Raw genomic sequence first — 17,327 nt, 5'->3', positions numbered from 1 at the left:
AAGCAACCGGCCAGATTTTCGGAGACAGAACGGACAGTCTGCGTCCCCAACTCAGTCCATCGGGTTGCGGATTAGCTGGCCGTGTTCAACCTTCATGCAGCGGTCTTGAACGACGTCGACGCCGGCGGCTTCGGCCGCTCGTGCCGCCTCGTCGTTCCGAATTCCAGCCTGCATCCAAATCGCCTCGACGTCGTCACGATCCAGCGCCTCCGCGACGATCTCCGGGACTTCCTCGCTCGGCCGAAAGATCTCGACGATGTCGATGGGGGACTCGACGTCGGTTAGTGAGTCGGCGGCCTGTTCGCCGAAGATCTCGGTCGCAGTCGGATTGACCGGTCGTATCTCGTAGCCGTGGCGCTGGAGATACGCCGGCACGATGTGTGCGGCCTTCTCGTGCGACGTCGAGGCTCCGACGACTGCGACGCGGTCGTATTCGAGGATTCGGCGGAGTTCATCGGGGGTTTCGATTGGCATACGTCGTGTAGTGGAACGCCGAGAATCAGTGTTACGCTGGCAACCACATCGTGTTTGTTAACACGCCGCAACCCTTGTATCCCGCGAAAGCGTCGATCCAAGTAGCGAACACAATGGAAGAAGACATTCACCAGTACTCCGGCGAGGACATCGTCGTCGAGTACGACGTCAATCGGTGCATTCACGCGAAGGAGTGCGTACGCGGACTGCCGGCGGTGTTCGATCCTGACAAGCGACCGTGGATCGAGCCCGACGAGGCTGCCGTCGAGGAGCTTATGTCCGTGATCATGGCGTGTCCGACCGGCGCCCTGCAGTTCGACCACCCTGACGCCGAGTACGAGGAACCGATACCGGAGCGGAACACGGTCACGGTCGTTCCGGACGGACCGCTGTACCTCTCGGGCGACGTCGAGATCACCGCCCCCGACGGGACGGTTTTGCTCGAGGATACGCGAGTTGCACTCTGTCGCTGTGGTGCATCCTCGAACGAACCGCTCTGTGACAGTAGCCACGAAGAAGTCGAGTTCGAAGCGTCTGGAACGATCTCGACCGACGGATCGACTGCGGACCGTCCCACCGCAGATGGGACCGTACGGGTGACGCCGGTGCCCGATGGACCACTTCGTATCGAAGGACGATTCGAAATGCAGGGACAGGACGGCGGGACGAAATCGTGCGATAGCGGTGCGTCACTGTGCCGGTGCGGGGGTTCAGAGGAGAAACCGGACTGTGACGGCACGCACGCGAAGATCGGGTTCTCGAGCGACGTGTCTCCCGACTAGTTCGACAGCGAAAACGTGTACCGGTATCCGTTCCTTCGATGACGACCCCCTCAAGATGGCTGCCGCCGCAGCCGTCGCGAATTCGACTACCACCACGAAGTCGCCACCGTGGTCGAGCGCACCAAAAACGCTGGCCGCTAGCGCCGATCCTGATCTCGAACTGCCGAGCGAACGACGGAGGCGTTAGGTGGGTGCGAGGAGAATACGTGGATGCGAGGAGAAAGCCCCGTCCGTTAGGGCGGGGAGGACGTCAACAGGTTCGGCGGAACGAACGCGTAACCGCGTGAGGATCGCGGACGAACCGCCCGAATCGCCATCCTCGAGTCGATCACTCGCAACTCTCGAGTCGGAACGATCTGCGTGACACTCTCGACCGTCGACGGACGGCCGAACACCCTCTCGAGAAAGCCTCCCTCCTTCAGGGCACGACTAACAGCGCGTCCGCTTCCAGAACCCCCAGCGCGAGCCCCGAGACGAGCAGCGACAGACCGGCGACGAACAACAGGTGTTGGTACCAGCTCCGCGACTGGCCGTCGCCGTCGCTCTCGAGTCGCTCCTGGATCGACGCGGCTCTCGAGCCGAGCGGATTAGGGAAGATGGATAGCACCTCGAACGGCTCGGACGGGTCGAGCGCGCCGACGAGCAGCGCGAAGGCGACGAAGATGGCGAAGCCGGCGGGCGGAACGACGGCGAGGGCGAGCCACGGACTCGAGATCGCCGTCGCGAGGGCGACGATGGGGGCGCCAGCGAGGACCGTCGTCAGCGCCACCCGACCGATTCGGGCGTCCGCGAGCGGATCGAAGCCGACGACTCGGGCGCTCCAGCAGTGGAAGACGAACATCGTCCCGTAGCCGACGCTGGTCGCGACGGCCGCGCCGTGCATCCCGTAGCGTGGGATGAGCGCGAAGTTGAGGACGACGTTGATCAGCGCCGCCGCGCCGGTGGCTGCGACCGGATACCGGAGCGTCCCCTCCCCCTGTGAGATCGCCAGAATCGGACGCGCGAGCGCGAAGCCGAGCGCACCCGGGAGTAACAATAACAGCGGCTCGATCGCCGGCATCGCCTCCGAGCCGAAGTAGATCGGCACGGCGACGTCGGCTAACGCCGCGAGCCCGACCGCCATGACGGCCGTCAGCAGGAACGTGTACCGCGTCGCCTTCGACGCGAGTGCCGAAATCTTCCGGTGGCGGTTCTGCGACCAGAGTTCGGAGGTCGAGTGGACGAAGACGGTCTGGATCGCCAGCGGAACGAACCAGAGGAACTCGGCGAGCACCAGCGCCGCCCGGTAGTTCCCCACGTCCGCGCTCTCTCGAAAGTGCTGGAGCATCACGATGTCGATGTGATAGAGCGACATCAGCAGGAAGACGAGCACGATGCTCATCGAGTTGAACGTGAGCATCTCCGTGCGCGGGAACCGTTCTGTCGGCTTGCTGTAAATACACGACAGCGAGATCCGACGGTGGACGATGATCAGTCCGGCGACGGCGACGAGCAGACTCGCGGCCAGGTGGCCCGCGAGCGCACCCATCACGCCGAACACGTACGCGAGCGGAAGCGCGACGGCGACGAACCCGACCTTGTCGAGGATCTTCAGCGGCTCGGAGTATCGCTCGAGTCCGAACCCCATGAGCGTCTTTCGGGCGTAGTCGCGAAACTGCGCCGTCACGACGAGGACGGCGAGGACGTAGAAGTAGATCGTGAACTCCTCGCCGAAGGCGAAGCTGACGACGTTGAACTGCGCGGCGAGGACCAGCAACACAGCACCGACGGCGGCGAGACCGACCGCCAGCCGGAAGTAGAAGCCGACGACGTGCTCGCTCCAGTTCGTCGCGTTGCGGTCCTCGGCGAGGAACTTCCGGACGCCGTCGGTAATTCCGGAACTGACGAAGATCATGTAGATGGCGAAGACGGACATCAAGAAGGCGTAGTCGCCGTAGCCCGACGCACCGAGAAACCGGTACAGCAGCGGCGTCGAGAGTGCGGTGAGGACGAGTACGACGACCTTCGCACTGACGACCGAGAAGACGCCGCTCGCGATGCTTCGGTTCACGCGTTCCCCCGGGAGCGTTCGGACCGAGAGTCGGCGGCCCCCCTCGCCGACGATCGTTCTGCGTCCACCGTGCTCACAGTGTCAGGACGGTGGCGACTGCGAGGCGTTATTATACGGGTGTTAAAAGCCCTCTCGAGGCCGTTACGATCGATCCCGCCCGATCAGTATCGAGTTAGGCGTGGTTGTTCTCCCAGGTCGTGACGCCGTTCGCGCCGAGGTTGCGGATGCCGTCGACCAATTTATTCTTCTTGAACGTCGGGTCCTCCGCGGACGCGTAGAGACAGGCGGCCTCGTTGTCGCCCGACGACTCGAGGACGGAGTCGCGAACGAGCGTGTCCGCGCCCAGATCGACGAAGGGATACTGGCTGGCGCGCAGGTCGCTCCGGTAGACGGTCAGATCGCTGCCCGTGTTGACGATCGCGTTCCGATCGACGCCGTCGCGACCGGGTTGGCTGACGTCGACGTGACTAAATCGGCAGTTGTCCCGTTCGCAGCGAATCCCGTCTCGGAAGCCGCCGCCGTCGCCCGCCGCCCCCGAAATCGAGAGGTGTTCGACGAGCACCGGCTCGGTTCTGTCGCTGTCGCGGATCCACAGCGGATAGCCGCCCGCCGTGTCGTGACTGATCTCGGTGGAGGCGATCACGGTCTCTCCGCAGTCCGGCGAGAGGACGAGGCCGTGATTGACGTCCGAACCGCGCAGTTCGACCCGCGTGTTCTCGATCCGGGCGCTCTCACAGGAGTTCATCACCGAAATCGCGTGACTGGTCGGTTTCGGCGAGGTGATCTCGACGGCGGCGCCGTGGATCTTTACGTTTTTTCCGTTCTCGATCCGAATTCCGCGCTGCGTTTTGTCTTCCGGGCGCGTCTCGTCGACTTCGACCGTCGGCCACCGAATCTTGCTGCCCTGTCCACCGACGCGGACGTTCGCGCCGTTGCTGTTCCGGTAGAGCCCACCGTGGACGATGATCGTCCCGCCACCGCCCGCCGCGTAGAGGCCGTTGTTCGGGAAACCACCGAGCCAACAGCGTCTAAACTCGAGCGTGCCCGCGTTCTGGTTGGCTTCGATACCGATCGGACCGCGCCAGCGGTTTCCGGCGTGTGGCGTGTTGTTGACCCACGCGCCGCCGTGCGGTGCGCGGAACCGTTCGACGATGCCCCAGCCGTCGGGATCGGTGACGTTGAACAGTCCGGGACCCCACGTGCCGCTGTCGTGTTCGCCGTAGACGGTCACGTCGCGTACCTCGAGTCGATCGGCGGCGTTGGCCTCGATGACCCGGATCCCCGTGTCGGGAGCGCGCTGATCGACGTCGAACCCCTCGAACCTGAGGTGACTGCCGGGACTGTACGAGACGCCGAGCCGGAACAGTCTGTACTGCGGACCGGCGAAGTCGTGATAGTTCGCCGGGACTAGCGTCGCATCATCACCCACGACTCCAAAGTTGTCGAACCCGGTGAACCGGAACTGTTCGTCCATGTAGTACCGCCCTTCCGGGAACACGAGCAGCGTGTTGTCCGCTCGAAGGTCCTCGAGGACGGGGGTGATCGATTCCTCGCCAGTGTTGTCTGCACCTGCGTCGACGACGTCGACGACGTTCCGGTAGTCGCCCTCGTACTGACTGTACGGCTCCGAGGCCGCTCCGGCGGTCGACGTCAAACCGATTCCAGTGGCTCCGGTAGCCGCAACACCACGCAAAAACGTTCGTCGTGTTCGGGAATCACTCGATTCGTGACCGTCATCCCAACGGGCAAACCGAGTTCGCAGAGAATCCTTCCGATTCGAACGCTGCATACCACTTCGTTCCGACATTGATAGTCATTCGTTTTGAGTAATGACGGGGTCCAGTATCTATGGATTCGGATAGCAAGCTTTTAAGTTCGAAATCGAACTCCATAGATATCTACCAGACGACATTAACAACCACTATAGACGGTTTCACCCCGCACAACTGATGGGTACAGGTCCGAATCACCCGGATTCATGCGGATACGGGTTCCGAGTTATCACCTAGCTAAGAGTACATCTATCGATCACTGGTACGGATATGGGTACGGGTCAACCCTATGGGATACGACCGTGGCCGACCGACGAACGGAGTCACCCGGTGGCGGAAGTCCATCGCACGACCGAGACTGACGGGACCAACAGGTCGGCAACCGTAACGCGTCTTCGTCGCGGGTACTCTCGGAGGCTTCTACACGGACACCGACGAGAGCCGATACGTCACCGAGACAGCCCACAGAACACGGTTCGCCCGCCCGTTCAGCCACCTCGAGTCCGAAGCCGAAGCCTCCGAGGCGGGTCTCGGCGGTCGATCGGTCGAGGAGTGCGACACGTCGAAAAACGCGACTCGCCGTGGCTGTGAGGTTTCCACGAGACGTAGGGACGCTTCGTATCCTGAGTGTGCGGACTGGACGGCAACGCGGACAGACTAGTGTCTTCGAAAATCGAAGCGTTCCGGATGTCCGCGAGCGCTCGGTTCGAAACACGGTGGACGCCGGGGAATCAACCGGAGACGGGTCCTCGAACCCCCGTTCGGGGAAGGAGCGGTTCCGGCACGGGCCGGAGCGCAGGTCTGCGCCGCACGCGACGACGAACACTGCGAATCTCTCCGTCTCCGTGGAATCGATCCCCCGCGAACGCCGCAGCGGTAGCCCTGGAACGCTGTCAGGCCCAGTTGCTCGGCGTCCGATCGTTCTCGAGCGTGGCAGCGATCAACTCCGAAACGGCGCGTCGGAGTCGCTGGGAGACCGCCGAGTCCGAAATCTCGAGTCGTTCGGCGAGTCCGTCCTGCGTGATTCCGCGTGGAATGTCGTAGTAGCCGGCGTAGTACGCCATGAGGAGAATCTCGTGTTGTTGCTCGGTCAGGAAGTAGGTCCCGTTGTCGGAGACCGAGAGGTCGTACAGCTGCGTGACCCGAAACGAAACGCCGCGATCGCGACTCCACGTTCGGAACGCGGTCAGCGCGTCACGGTCCGGCAGATGCACCCGTGCGATCCAGCCCCGTTCGGCGCTCGTCATCGTGAACACGAACAGCCCGGTCTCCGCACACCGGTCGGGAACGATCTCGACGTCGGTCTCGACCGTCATGCGGTAGATCGCCCGATTCTCGAAGGTCGCGACTCGTACCGGGTTCGAGACCGTGGGGTCTTCGTCCATCGCTCGCTCGAGGGGCGTGTATTCGTCGCTAAAGACGGAGACGAACTGCAGCGTTCGTTCGGCAGTCGTCGCCTCGTACTCGTATCTGATCGTTACGTCGGGATAGCGCGCTATCGTCGGGGCCAACGCGAGGTCGTCGTGAACCAGGTGGACTTCGGCGATAAATCCCATACTAGCCGTATTATCTGCGACTCGACCAACGGCCCATACTTATAGAGCGTGTAACTACCCGTTGCAGCAGTCGAAACTGTCTGTGAGCGGAGAGCGGCGTCAGTTCAGGTAGCCGAGATCGGCCAGCCGCTCGGTCACGTCGTCGTCCGGTTCCGTTCGCTCGCCCTCGCTCTCGTCGTCGTAGGCCGCGTACGACGTCGAGACGACCGGATCCACGACGGGGACGACGTTTCCGTCCATACGGTCGCTGTACGGGACCCCCATCGCCGCCAGAACCGTCGGCGCGACGTCGAAGATGTGGGCTCGCTCGAGCGCCCCTTCGTCGTCGATCCCCTTCCCCGTCGCGACGAAGATCCCGTCGAGTTTGTGGTTCCACGGCTCGGCCGGGCCGAAGTAGTCGCCGTCGGCGACCTGCTCGGAGATCATGTGGTCGAACCCGTTCGGGATCGTCACGATGTCGACGGTGTCCTCGACGTAGTCGCCGTGGAAGTAGCGCTCGCGCGGAGCGACCGTCTCGAAGAACGGCTCGCCGTCGGGCGTTTCGACGGTACGAAGTTTCCGAATAAGCCGCTCGCGGAGTTCCTCGTACGCCTCGGGCGGGACGACGCCCGACGGATCCCGTCCCTCGAGGTTGATCCGAACGCCGAGTTCGGTTCGCGCACGGACGTACGCCTTCGAGTCGGCAAAATCGACCTGCTCGTTCGCCGTTCGGGAGACGCCACCGGGTGCGTGTTGGATCGCGAACTCGGCGAGCCCGACGCGTTCGAGCGCGGCCCTGAGTCGACGGGCGGTGATGCCGAACCTGGCCGCGACCGACGCCGCTCGTGCGGCCGTTCCGGGCTCCCACGTCTCGCACTCTTCGCCTTCGCGGAGTCGTCGCCGCATCGGCGTCCACGAGGGCATTCCCTTGCCGCCGGTCGTCACCTCGAGGTAGCCCTCGTCGCGGAGGAACTCGTTGATCCGGAACTCGTAGCCGTCGTACGGTCCCATGCCGTGATCGCTGACGAGGAAAACGCGGTCCGGATCACAGGTCTCGAGAATCTCGTCGAGCTGTTCGTCGGTCGCCTCGTAGACGCGGTCGACCATCTCCTCGTCGCCGTCGAACTCGTGGAAGACCGTGTCCGTCTTCTGAAACTGGACGAAGCCGAAGTCGGGTTCGAACTCCCCGACGAGGTATCGGAACGCCTCGCCGCGCATTCGGACCAGTCGCTGGTACTCCTCGATCTTCTCCGTCTCGGTGACCGTGTCGTCGTCTCGCGTGTACTTCGGATACACTCGGTAGTCGCCGATCGCGTCGCGGACTTCGTCCAGCAGTCCGTCGGGGTGACAGGCCGGATCCTCGGGGCCGAGAAAGCCCGGAATCACCGCGCCGTCGAACTCGTCCGGCGGGTGCGTGACGGGTGCGTTGACGACGACGCTCGAGCGATCGTGACGATCCAGCAGCGTCCAGATCGGGTGTTCGTTGACGTCGTCGTTGTTCGTCACGTGCCAGTCGTAGCCGTCGTAGCCGACGAAGCCGACGACGCCGTGTTTTCCGGGGTTGACCCCCGTGTAGATCGACGGCCAGGCGCTCGGCGTCCAGGGCGGAATCTGCGACTCGAGCGGTGCGGTCACGCCCGCCGAACAGAGTCGTTCGATCGTCGGAATCCGATCGTCCTCGAACAGTCGCTCGAAGACCGGCAGACAGCCGGCGTCGATCCCGACGAGCAGGGTGTCCAGTCCGCTCGAGTCGGTCGCCGTAGTCGTAGTCGATACGTCGTCGTCACGGGAAAACGTCCCAGTCATCGTTTCAGTGCCTCTCCATGCGCAGTGGTTCGTCGGCCGGCGAACGCGGTCCGCCAGCGTCGTCCGTCGGACCACCGCGGCGGTCTATCCACGGAAAAGGGGACCGAGACCTTCATTATCTATCCGTTAAACCGTCGTTCGGCCTCTCACACGTCACATCCCGTAACTGAACGCACACGTCTTTCACCATACGGCACGATCCCGCCCGAATCACGGAGACGCCGCAATCGCGTCCTCGAGGATCGTTACGGCGTCAGTAGTCAACTGCTCGGCCCGCGGTTTCGCTCGCGCTTCGACCGTGATCCGGACGACCGGCTCCGTGCCGCTCGCTCGCAGCAGGATCCAGCCGTCGCCGACGTCGGCGTAGACGCCGTCGATGGTGCTGATGTCCGTGTACCGATCGCAGACCCGCTCGCGAACTCGATCCATCACGGCCGCTTTCTCCGTGACTTCGACCGATCGTCGGTGGATGGGGTAGGTTTCGACGTCGGCGACGAGCGAGGAGAGCGGTCCACGGTCGGCCACAAGTTCGACGAGTTTACACGCGGCCAGCGGGCCGTCCGGGCACAGCGTCTCCGTCGGCCAGATCCACGCGCCGCTGGGCTCGCCGCCGAAGACGACGTCCGGACGCCTCGCACGGTCGGCGACGAAAACGTCGCCGACTCGCGTTCGACTCACGGACGCACCGACTGCCGCGAGCGCGTCGTCGACGACAATACTGGTATCCACCGGTGCCGCGACGACGTCGCCGTCGGTCGCGACGTCGCGTGCGAACAGCGCCATGAGGACGTCTTCCGGCACGAACGTCCCGGTGTCGTCGACGGCCAGCATTCGGTCCGCGTCGCCGTCGTGGGCGATTCCGACGTCCGCATCGGTCGCCTCGACGAGCGACGAGAGGTCCGAGAGCGTCTCTCGAGTCGATTCGCTCGGCCGACCCGGGAACCGTCCGTCTCGGTGGCCGTTCACCGTGACGACGTCACAACCGAGGTCGGCGAGCACGCGGGCGGTGATCCCACCCGTGCCGTTCCCGATATCGAGGGCGACGGTCGGCGGGTCGTCGATCGAGACGGCGTCTCGCAGTGCAGTCGCGTGTCGATCAGGTGCATCGTCGAGGGACTCGATCGACCCGTACTCGTTCCAGGCGCCGAGGTCGTACTCGTCTCGCTCGATTCGCGCCCCGATCGTCTCGCACTGCTCGGGATCGAACGCCCGTCCAGTTGCGGACCAGAGTTTGAAACCGTTGTCCGGCGCGGGATTGTGCGAGGCCGTCACGACGATTCCTGCGTCCGCGTTCGTCCACGGAACGGCTCTCGCGACCGTCGGCGTCGGAACGACGCCCGCCTCGAGCACGTCCGCGCCGCACTCCCGGAGACCGGCGGTCAGTGCGTCGAGTAGCGCGTCGCCGCTCTCCCGAACGTCGCGCCCGACGACGACGCGGTCGTAGCCCTCGGAGGCGACGGCCCGTCCGACCGAGAGGGCGAGCGTCGCCGTGACGTCGTCGCCGACGGTTCCTCGAATATCGCTGGTTCCGAACATACGCGACGGACCGTCGATGCGGCGATTACTATGCGACCGTTAAGAGACAGGCTGGATACTCAGTCCGTCGTTCTGATACGAGGACGAACGAGTGCCGTCGTCCAGCTACGGGCAGCGACTCGCGGTCGCCACCGAACGGAAAATAGAAACCGTGCAGACGTCGTTCGAACGCGGCTCGCGTTCGCCGGCACCGACGTGTGGAACCGGCCTGGGAATCAGTGGACCGAACGGCCGTCGATGGCGTCGTTCGATGCGAGCGAGTCGGTGAGCGTCGTCGCGACCGTCGCCAGCGTAAAGAGGCCGACGATGAGTACGGCGAGCGTCAACTCGGGGAGCTGTACCAATCCGGCCATCGTCGCGACCAGCAGTCCGGTGCTCGCACACGCGGACGTCACGTGATAGTCGCCGACGGCGCTCGCCACGAACGACCGATGTGAGCCACGGGCCGAGCTATCGGCACTGTCGGTGGTGTCCTCGAGGTACGGACGGAAGATCTCGATGCGATCGGTCGACCGGACGATTCCGCGGGACTGGTCGTACTCGACGATCCCCTTCTTGTCGAGTTTCGGGAGGTGGGACTGGTAGAGCGGGATGTAGACGCGCTGGCGCTGTGCGGAGGTCAGGTTCGCGACGGTCGTGTCGTTCTCTTTCGCAGCGACGTACTCGGCGACGTCGCTCATCTTGACGGGGCCGTCCCTGTCTAACAGGTACGCGATCGCATCCCGCCGTCGGTTCGTCTGTAACACGTGGAAGATATCGTCTTGGGAGAGGGGCGACGATCGATCAGACTCGATCGTGTCTGCGGGTTCGTCAGAGCGGCAGCGGTGTTGGTTCGATGTGGAGGTCATGGTCTGCATCCAAAACAGGTTCGTAGTTCGATGTAAAGCTTCTGTTCTGAGTATATGAGTGATATATTTTTAAGTAATACTCTAGAAACAATTCTGATTATCCCCTCTTCGTGTTGAAACGACCGACAACGGCGACGAGTGGGACATTACCGCGGAGTGGTTGACCGTCTTGCTGCGTTTGGCTCTCAAGTACTGTGCGTAGAATGCAACCAGTTATGCAAAAGCGTACTACCAACACGATTTGGACTGTGTGATACTCTCAGTCAGTCGTCGACGGTCGGCTTCTCTTCGACACGAGTTCGATTCGCCGGTAGCCGGAACTCGCGACGGTGGACGCTGGGGATGGACTCCGAGCGAGCACGCCGTACGGCCCGTCGCGACGGGAGTTACAGGGAGCGTTCCGTCGCGTATTCGCCAGGGTCGTGGCCCGTCGTCGGGCGCTCGAGGGCCGGCGATTCTACGCGTAGCCTGCGTTCCCGGTTACTGGGAGGAACGGACCGACCGGTTGTGTGGGACGGCACTGATGGCTCTCGGTCGCGGAATCGAAGTCGCCGCTCCGAAACAGTTCGTCTCGCGAGACGGACGCGAGCACGGGACGGTCTCGATTCGATAGACTACCGGCGGACTCGAATCGCGGCTCTTTCGCTTCGCTCCGTTCCCTGAGTCCAAACAGTAGGGATAGTTGCGCCTCACGGGGTCGGCGCAAAGTAGCCACGGATGGATTGTGAACCGCAGAAGCAGCCACTCTCGCGTCCGTCAGAACGAACCCCGACTGAGGAGAAATCGCGTGTCGGAGTCTGACAATCTGTCTCTTGGATTCGTCCGATCGAAGAGAATTCGGGAGGACGACGCGAATTCTCCCCGATTACCGGACGCGGGTCACGGTCGGGCGATGTTCCGATTCGACCGAAACAGGTTGTCCGGATCGTACGTGTTTTTGACCTCGACGAGCCGATCGAAGTTGTCGCCGTAGGTCGTCCGGATGCGCTCGTCGCCCTCCTCCGCGGTCTGGAAGTTGATGTAGGTGCCGCCGGTCGAGAAGGGGTGAATCCGCGCCCTGGCATCTCTGATCCACTGACGGAACTGCTCGGCGTTGGGGTCATCGGGCTCCCACATCCCGGCCGCACCGTACACGAAGCGGACATCGCGGTTACCGACGGCCCCGTCGTCCTCGTCGCGCTCGTTGAGGGCCCCGCCGAGGTGGGCGACGACCAACTGTCCTGCCGGAATCGGACACTCCGCGGCCAGATCGCACACGGTCGACAGGAGATCGTCGGTCAACTCGGTGGCGAACTCGGTCTTCCAGTAGTAGTGCATCCCCTTCGGCTCGGTTTCGTCGAGAGAGGATTGGAGTTGCGCGTACGGCTGTTCCCGTAGTAGATCCACGACGGGGTCGCCCAGCGCCCGAACGGGAGCGAGCGCCTCGTCGACGTCGGCCAAGTCACCGCTGTAGCAGACGGTCATCGCGCAGATCCGTTCACCGTGTGCCTCCTCGGGCACGAACGGCGCCGGCGGGGCTCGCATGAGGACCAGAAATGCCGTTAGCTCTCGGGGTGCCGTCGTCGTGAGTTTTCGGTAGGTCTCGAGGACCTCATCGGCCCGCTCGGCAGGCCAGGCGATGAGCCCGCCGTAGACGGTCGGCCCGACCTCGTGGAGCCGGTAGGTGAAGGCGGTGACGACGCCGAAGTTATGCCCGGCGCCGCGGACCGCCCAGAAGAGCGCTTCGTGCTCGTCGCGGCTCGCACGACGAACTCGCCCGTCGGCGGTGACGATTTCGACTTCGAGCAGGTTGTCGACCGTCCAGCCGAACCGACGGGTCAGGTAGCCGAAGCCGCCCCCGAGCGTCAGGCCGGCCAGCCCGGTCTCGGAGATGAATCCCAACGGCGTCGCGAGGCCGTGAAGCTGAACCTCGCGGTCGACGTCCCCGAGCAGGCAACCGGCTTGAGCGGTCACGGTCCGCGTTTCGGGGTCGACGAGAACGCCGCGGAGGCGCGACATGTCGATGGTCAGTCCGCCGTCGGCCAGCGCGGTGCCGCCGATGTTGTGACCGCCGCCTTTCACCGAGAGCAGGAGATCGTGGTCGCGGGCGAAGTGCACCGCAGCTACGACGTCAGCAGTGCCCGTCGGCTGGACGACGAGCACCGGCCGTTTCTCGATCATTCCGTTCCATATGCGCGTCGCCTCCTCGAAGCCCGCATCCGCCGGCGAGAGTAGCTGCCCGCGAAGGTGCTCGCGAAACGCTTCGACCGTCTCCCTGGGAAGCGTGGTCGTCGTCCCTTCGCGGGTGGCGACGGTGGTTTGGGTCATCGCTGCATCGTCGCCGACGTGATTTTGCGAATCAGGCATTATTCCCCACCATGAGTATACGTACCACGCTTCACCAGATAAATTCGTACTGGGGTTTTTTGCTAATTCCGACGTTCGGTCTATTTCCACGAACTCGAGCGTGTTTGTAGGCCCGTCGACGGAAGACGCAATCGGCTGACGTCGAATCGCAGTACGAACTTCTGTTGGCTGTCCACCTCCGTTCAACAGGTTGTCGTTCACGGGTGCACGTCACTACGACGCGTCAACCGCAGGAGACTCCCGACGACAACCACCGCAGAAGAGAGTATTCGTACCAACAGGGGCATCGTCTCGGGTGGATTCGAACCGCGAAGGATCGAATCTTCTCGCCTTCTGGGCCCGAATCCGCTGGGCGTATTTCGCGCTCACGACGTTGTTCGCGGCAGGATACTCCGGGCGGATTCGAACCGCGGTCACTCCGCTTCGCTTCGTTCCCTGGTTCGAACCGCCAAGGATACTTGCGCCTCACGAGTTTGTTCGCGCGAAAATAGTCCCGGGCGGATTCGAACCGCCGTCATAGGCTCCAAAGGCCCATATGATTGGCCACTACACCACGGGACTTCTCACTTCGTTCGAAGCCCCGCGTACCTCGCAAATCCGTTCGGATCTGCTCACCACCACGGGACTCCTCGTTCATCCTCGAGCGCTCGCAGTTCCGGCGGAACTGCGTTCACTCGGGGACTCCAGTTGCGGGATATGAGATGGCCGCACAATAGTGTTACTTTTCGTCTCGAGTCAGGCCCGCCGTCAGCTAATTCTCCGAACGACGCCCACCGCTCGAAAACCGCAGGCCTCAATCAGTCCGCGGAATCGAGCGCGCGCCGAGGCCGAACGCGATCGCGGCCAGCACGGCCAAAATCGCGAAGTTCGCCACTGCGGGCTCGAGACCCGCCACGTCGGCGATCTCCGCCTGGGGGAAGGTCGCCGCGCGGACGCCGCGAGCGAAGTACGTCAGCGGCGAGACGTTCACGAGCGGTTCGAACCAGCCGGGGAGTTGCTCGAGCGAGATGAACGTCTCCGAGAGGAACAAGAGCGGGAGGCCGATAGCGTTGCTCGCGGCGATAGCGCCGTCCTGGGAGTCGGTGTAGCTACCGAGCATCGCGCCGATGCCGCAGAAACAGACGACGCCGACGAGGATGTACGGCACGAGCCACGGCGAGAACGCGATTTCGGCGCCGGTCAGGACGACCACGAGCGCGAGGATGAGCACGCTCGCGAGGCCGATGATGACGGCGTTGACCAGCGTCTGGGCGAGCAGCCACTCACCGCGGGTCACCGGCGTCGTCGCGAGTTTCTCGAACCGGTTGCCCTCACGGTGGCGCGCGACCTCGCTCCCCATCCGCGAGAGCGGCGTGAAGAGCACGACGACGGCGAGATACGCCGGCACGTAGTACGCCGGCGGCTCCGTGAACAACCCCTCGCCGGTCGGATCCGTTCGCACGAGCGCGCCGAAGATGACGATCAAGATCACCGGGAAGAAGAAGGTGAAGAAGACCGCGGTTCGGCGACGGACGAACGAGCGCCAGCCCGCGCTGGTCTCGGCCCGAATGCGACGCAGTCGGCTCACGCTGTCTCACCCGCGTGAGTGATATCGTCGGCGTCCGTCTTCTCGGACGGGTCGCCGCCGTCTCGATCCGTTCGCTCGAGTTCCGTCCGATCCGCGAGCGCGAGGTAGACGTCCTCGAGGTCGGGTTCAGCCCACGAGAGGCCGGTGTACTCGAGGCCGCGACCCTCGAGGTAGTCGACGACCGTTCCGATCTCTGCAGGGGCGATATCGCGAACGACGACCGCGCCATCCGACGCTCGGCCCTGCAGTCGGCCCCGTTCCGGACGGCCGACGGGGAACTCGAGGTCGGCGAATGCGTCGAGACCGACGGCCGTCTCGACGGTGAGACGACTCGAGCCGCCGTGGTCGCGGACGAGTTCGTCGGGCGTCCCGCGAGCGACGAGCGAGCCGTCGGCGAGCAGGCCGACGCGGTCGGCCAGCCGCTCGGCTTCGGCCATGTCGTGGGTGGTGAGGACGACGGTCGTCCCACCAGCGGCGAGGTCGTCGATCAAGCGCCACACCGTCCGCCGACCCGCGGGGTCGATTCCCGTCGTGGGTTCGTCCAGAAAGAGGACGTCGGGGTCGTTGACCAGCGTCGAGCCGACGCAGACGCGGCGCTGCTGGCCGCCCGAGAGGTCTTCGTACCAGGTGTCGCCGGTATCCGCGAGGCCGACGTCGGCGAGCACCGCGTCGGGGTCTCTGGGATCGTCGTACAGTCCGGCGTAGTACGAGAGCAACTCTCGAGCGCTCAGACGATCCGGCGGAGAGAACTCCTGCGGGAGGACCCCGAGGCGGTCCCGGTCGATGGCCGACGGCGCGTCGCCGAGCACTCGAGCCGATCCCGAGTCGGGGTCGGTCGTTCCCGTCAGCGCGCGAACGAGCGTCGTCTTCCCGGCCCCGTTCGGGCCGATCAGTGCGAAGACCTCGCCGCCCGCGACGGAGACCGATGCGCCGGAGAGTGCGACCGTCTCGCCGTAGGACTTCTCGAGGGCCGTCGCTTCGACTACGGCTTCCATATGGGGCGGTTTCGGTCGACCGGGGGTAAGGGGTTCGATTCGTCGCCACGGCCGTCTTCGACTCCGGGACCCCGGATTCGCCGGCGACCCCCGTCGGATCGGACCAGGTCCCATTCGTCCTCGAAATAGGACAGCTCTACCGCTCGTATTCTTCCCGTACACGAGACGGGGTTGGACCCGGTTTCACCCGTTTCTCTCGCCTACAGGGCACGGGACCGGTTCGGGTTCACCCGTTTCATTCACACGGAATATCGATGTGCCCACTTAACGAAGGGCGAACCCGCCGAATATCGGTCAAATGGCGCTAGAGAATCAAACGGGTGACTCGGACGAGTACCTGGTTAGAACGTACGAATCGAGGGACCGTGATAGGATTCTCTCGTTGTTCGAGACCGAGTGGGGGTATCGACCGAGCGCTGACTGGTTCGACTGGAAGTACGTCGATGACCCGTACCTCTCGCACGTCCCGATTACGCTCGCCGAACGGGACGGCGAAATCGTCGCCGTGCAGGGATACGTGCCCTGTCGGGTCCGCCGGGGAGAGCACGTCGTCCTGGCGCTCAAACCCGTTGACGCGGTCGTTCACCCGGACCACCGTCGGAAGGGGCTGTACTCGCGGATTACCGAACGAGGGATCAGTTACTACAGCGAGCACGAGTCGGCGTTTTTCTTCAACTTCCCGAACGCCGCGTCGCTCGGCGCACAGCAGGACCTCGGCTGGTCGGAGGTGAGCGTAGTATCCATGTACTACCGTCTGAACCGCCCCAGCGGCGTTCTGCCGAGCGGTCAGCCGTTCGATTCGGCCGGGCGGGTGGCGGACGCAGTCGCACGAACGGGTCTGGGCCTGTTCGATCGGCTTACCGCCTCCGGTGCAGGATACGACATCGAACGATACGCGTCGCCCCCCGTAGACGTCCTCGAGTCGATCTACGAGTCGAACGTCCCCCGCGCGTTACACGCCCATCGAGAGGCACAGTACTACCGATGGCTGCTCGACGCACCGTCCGCCGACCACACCGTGTACGTGGCTGCCCGTGACGACCGCCCCGCCGCTGCTCTCGTCACGCGATCCAACGGCGAGGGGGACGTGATGGTGTTCGATTCGGTGCCGCTAGCGTCGAATCACGACGCGTTCGCCGACCTGCTCAGGGCGGTCATCGTGGACAACAAGGACGCCGGCGTGCTGTCGGTGACCGACCACTGCCTCTCACCGTCGCTTCTCTCCCGCTTCGGGTTCGTCAGTTACGAGACGCCGATCCTCTCGCGATACTGTAAACCCACTCACATGGCGGTTCGACCGCTCTGGAACGAGGACGAGTCGGTTCCGCTCTCGAGGCAGGAGCTCGCCGACGCGAAGAACTGGTGTATCTCGTTCCTCGAGGTGAAAGACTAACTCGCGTGGAGTCCCGGACCCGCCTCGAGCGATACCCGCCTGGCCGAGGAAGCCAGCGTCCATACGATCCGGTATCTGCCGGCCGCGAGTGGGGAGTTCGATTTGCCGCGCCGTCAGTCGCACCGCTCGATATCGTTCGAGGTTCGAGACGGTCTGCCGACGCTCGAGGTGGGTTCCGTTCCGTCTCGAATCGGACCCACGAGAACGCTTATCAGCGATTGCA

The 17,327-nt window shown here is 63.9% G+C and carries 12 protein-coding genes and 1 tRNA gene; 2 read left to right on the top strand and 11 right to left on the bottom strand.

All coding sequences use genetic code 11. The annotated features are described in order from the left end of the window. Positions 1–51: 51 nt before the first annotated feature. Positions 52–474 carry a CoA-binding protein gene (locus ACSFC5_RS13280; RefSeq protein ID WP_440765729.1) on the bottom strand — a complete coding sequence of 141 codons (423 nt, stop codon included), beginning with the start codon at positions 472–474 and terminating at the stop codon, positions 52–54. 113 nt (positions 475–587) lie between these two features. Here ACSFC5_RS13280 and ACSFC5_RS13275 point away from each other — a divergent pair, with 113 nt between their 5' ends. After that, complete coding sequence (locus tag ACSFC5_RS13275; RefSeq protein WP_440765728.1) at positions 588–1,256, top strand: CDGSH iron-sulfur domain-containing protein; 669 nt, start codon at positions 588–590, stop codon at positions 1,254–1,256. A 418-nt stretch (positions 1,257–1,674) separates the two neighbouring features. Here ACSFC5_RS13275 and ACSFC5_RS13270 read toward each other — a convergent pair whose 3' ends face one another. From ACSFC5_RS13270 to ACSFC5_RS13225, 10 genes are all read right to left on the bottom strand, one after another. Then, entirely contained in the window at positions 1,675–3,306 is a 1,632-nt protein-coding gene (locus ACSFC5_RS13270; protein WP_440765727.1) for a flippase, read from the bottom strand. 172 nt (positions 3,307–3,478) lie between these two features. Then, entirely contained in the window at positions 3,479–5,095 is a 1,617-nt protein-coding gene (locus ACSFC5_RS13265) for a right-handed parallel beta-helix repeat-containing protein (protein ID WP_440765726.1), read from the bottom strand. A gap of 876 nt (positions 5,096–5,971) precedes the next feature. Further along, on the bottom strand, positions 5,972–6,634 hold the full coding sequence (locus tag ACSFC5_RS13260) for a helix-turn-helix domain-containing protein (protein ID WP_440765725.1): 663 nt from the start codon (positions 6,632–6,634) through the stop codon (positions 5,972–5,974). 99 nt (positions 6,635–6,733) lie between these two features. Further along, the gene (locus tag ACSFC5_RS13255) at positions 6,734–8,419 is read right to left on the bottom strand and encodes an alkaline phosphatase family protein (RefSeq protein WP_440765724.1); all 1,686 of its coding nucleotides are present in this window, start codon (positions 8,417–8,419) and stop codon (positions 6,734–6,736) included. A 210-nt stretch (positions 8,420–8,629) separates the two neighbouring features. Then, the gene (gene glmM, locus ACSFC5_RS13250; protein WP_440765723.1) at positions 8,630–9,955 is read right to left on the bottom strand and encodes a phosphoglucosamine mutase; all 1,326 of its coding nucleotides are present in this window, start codon (positions 9,953–9,955) and stop codon (positions 8,630–8,632) included. Between the two features lie 215 nt (positions 9,956–10,170). Next, positions 10,171–10,803 carry a DUF7344 domain-containing protein gene (locus ACSFC5_RS13245; protein ID WP_440765722.1) on the bottom strand — a complete coding sequence of 211 codons (633 nt, stop codon included), beginning with the start codon at positions 10,801–10,803 and terminating at the stop codon, positions 10,171–10,173. 879 nt (positions 10,804–11,682) lie between these two features. Next, entirely contained in the window at positions 11,683–13,149 is a 1,467-nt protein-coding gene (locus ACSFC5_RS13240; protein WP_440765721.1) for an FAD-binding oxidoreductase, read from the bottom strand. Between the two features lie 488 nt (positions 13,150–13,637). Beyond that, positions 13,638–13,710: transfer RNA gene (locus ACSFC5_RS13235), tRNA-Gln, on the bottom strand. Between the two features lie 232 nt (positions 13,711–13,942). Further along, positions 13,943–14,716, bottom strand: coding sequence for an ABC transporter permease (locus ACSFC5_RS13230; protein ID WP_440765720.1), 774 nt, complete (start codon positions 14,714–14,716; stop codon positions 13,943–13,945). Continuing rightward, positions 14,713–15,711, bottom strand: a complete 999-nt coding sequence (locus ACSFC5_RS13225; RefSeq protein ID WP_440765719.1) for an ABC transporter ATP-binding protein — start codon at positions 15,709–15,711, stop codon at positions 14,713–14,715. The genes ACSFC5_RS13230 and ACSFC5_RS13225 overlap by 4 nt, the downstream gene beginning before the upstream one ends. A 382-nt stretch (positions 15,712–16,093) precedes the next feature. Between ACSFC5_RS13225 and ACSFC5_RS13220 the strand changes: the two genes are divergently transcribed. After that, positions 16,094–17,104, top strand: coding sequence for a GNAT family N-acetyltransferase (locus tag ACSFC5_RS13220; protein ID WP_440765718.1), 1,011 nt, complete (start codon positions 16,094–16,096; stop codon positions 17,102–17,104). Positions 17,105–17,327: the final 223 nt, after the last annotated feature.

Source organism: Natronorubrum marinum (assembly GCF_052040125.1).
GTDB lineage: Archaea > Halobacteriota > Halobacteria > Halobacteriales > Natrialbaceae > Natronorubrum.
The sequence above is the reverse complement of the archived record's forward strand: the minus strand, read 5'-3'. Positions and strand labels throughout refer to the sequence as shown.

Excerpts from the sequence above, each read along its gene's own strand:
- ACSFC5_RS13245 (WP_440765722.1), bottom strand. The coding sequence starts at position 10,803 with ATGACCTCCACATCGAACCAACACCGCTGCCGCTCTGACGAACCCGCA.
- ACSFC5_RS13240 (WP_440765721.1), bottom strand. The coding sequence starts at position 13,149 with ATGCCTGATTCGCAAAATCACGTCGGCGACGATGCAGCGATGACCCAA.
- ACSFC5_RS13255 (WP_440765724.1), bottom strand. The coding sequence starts at position 8,419 with ATGACTGGGACGTTTTCCCGTGACGACGACGTATCGACTACGACTACG.
- ACSFC5_RS13280 (WP_440765729.1), bottom strand. The coding sequence starts at position 474 with ATGCCAATCGAAACCCCCGATGAACTCCGCCGAATCCTCGAATACGAC.
- ACSFC5_RS13260 (WP_440765725.1), bottom strand. The coding sequence starts at position 6,634 with ATGGGATTTATCGCCGAAGTCCACCTGGTTCACGACGACCTCGCGTTG.
- ACSFC5_RS13225 (WP_440765719.1), bottom strand. The coding sequence starts at position 15,711 with ATGGAAGCCGTAGTCGAAGCGACGGCCCTCGAGAAGTCCTACGGCGAG.
- ACSFC5_RS13275 (WP_440765728.1), top strand. The coding sequence starts at position 588 with ATGGAAGAAGACATTCACCAGTACTCCGGCGAGGACATCGTCGTCGAG.
- glmM (WP_440765723.1), bottom strand. The coding sequence starts at position 9,955 with ATGTTCGGAACCAGCGATATTCGAGGAACCGTCGGCGACGACGTCACG.
- ACSFC5_RS13265 (WP_440765726.1), bottom strand. The coding sequence starts at position 5,095 with ATGCAGCGTTCGAATCGGAAGGATTCTCTGCGAACTCGGTTTGCCCGT.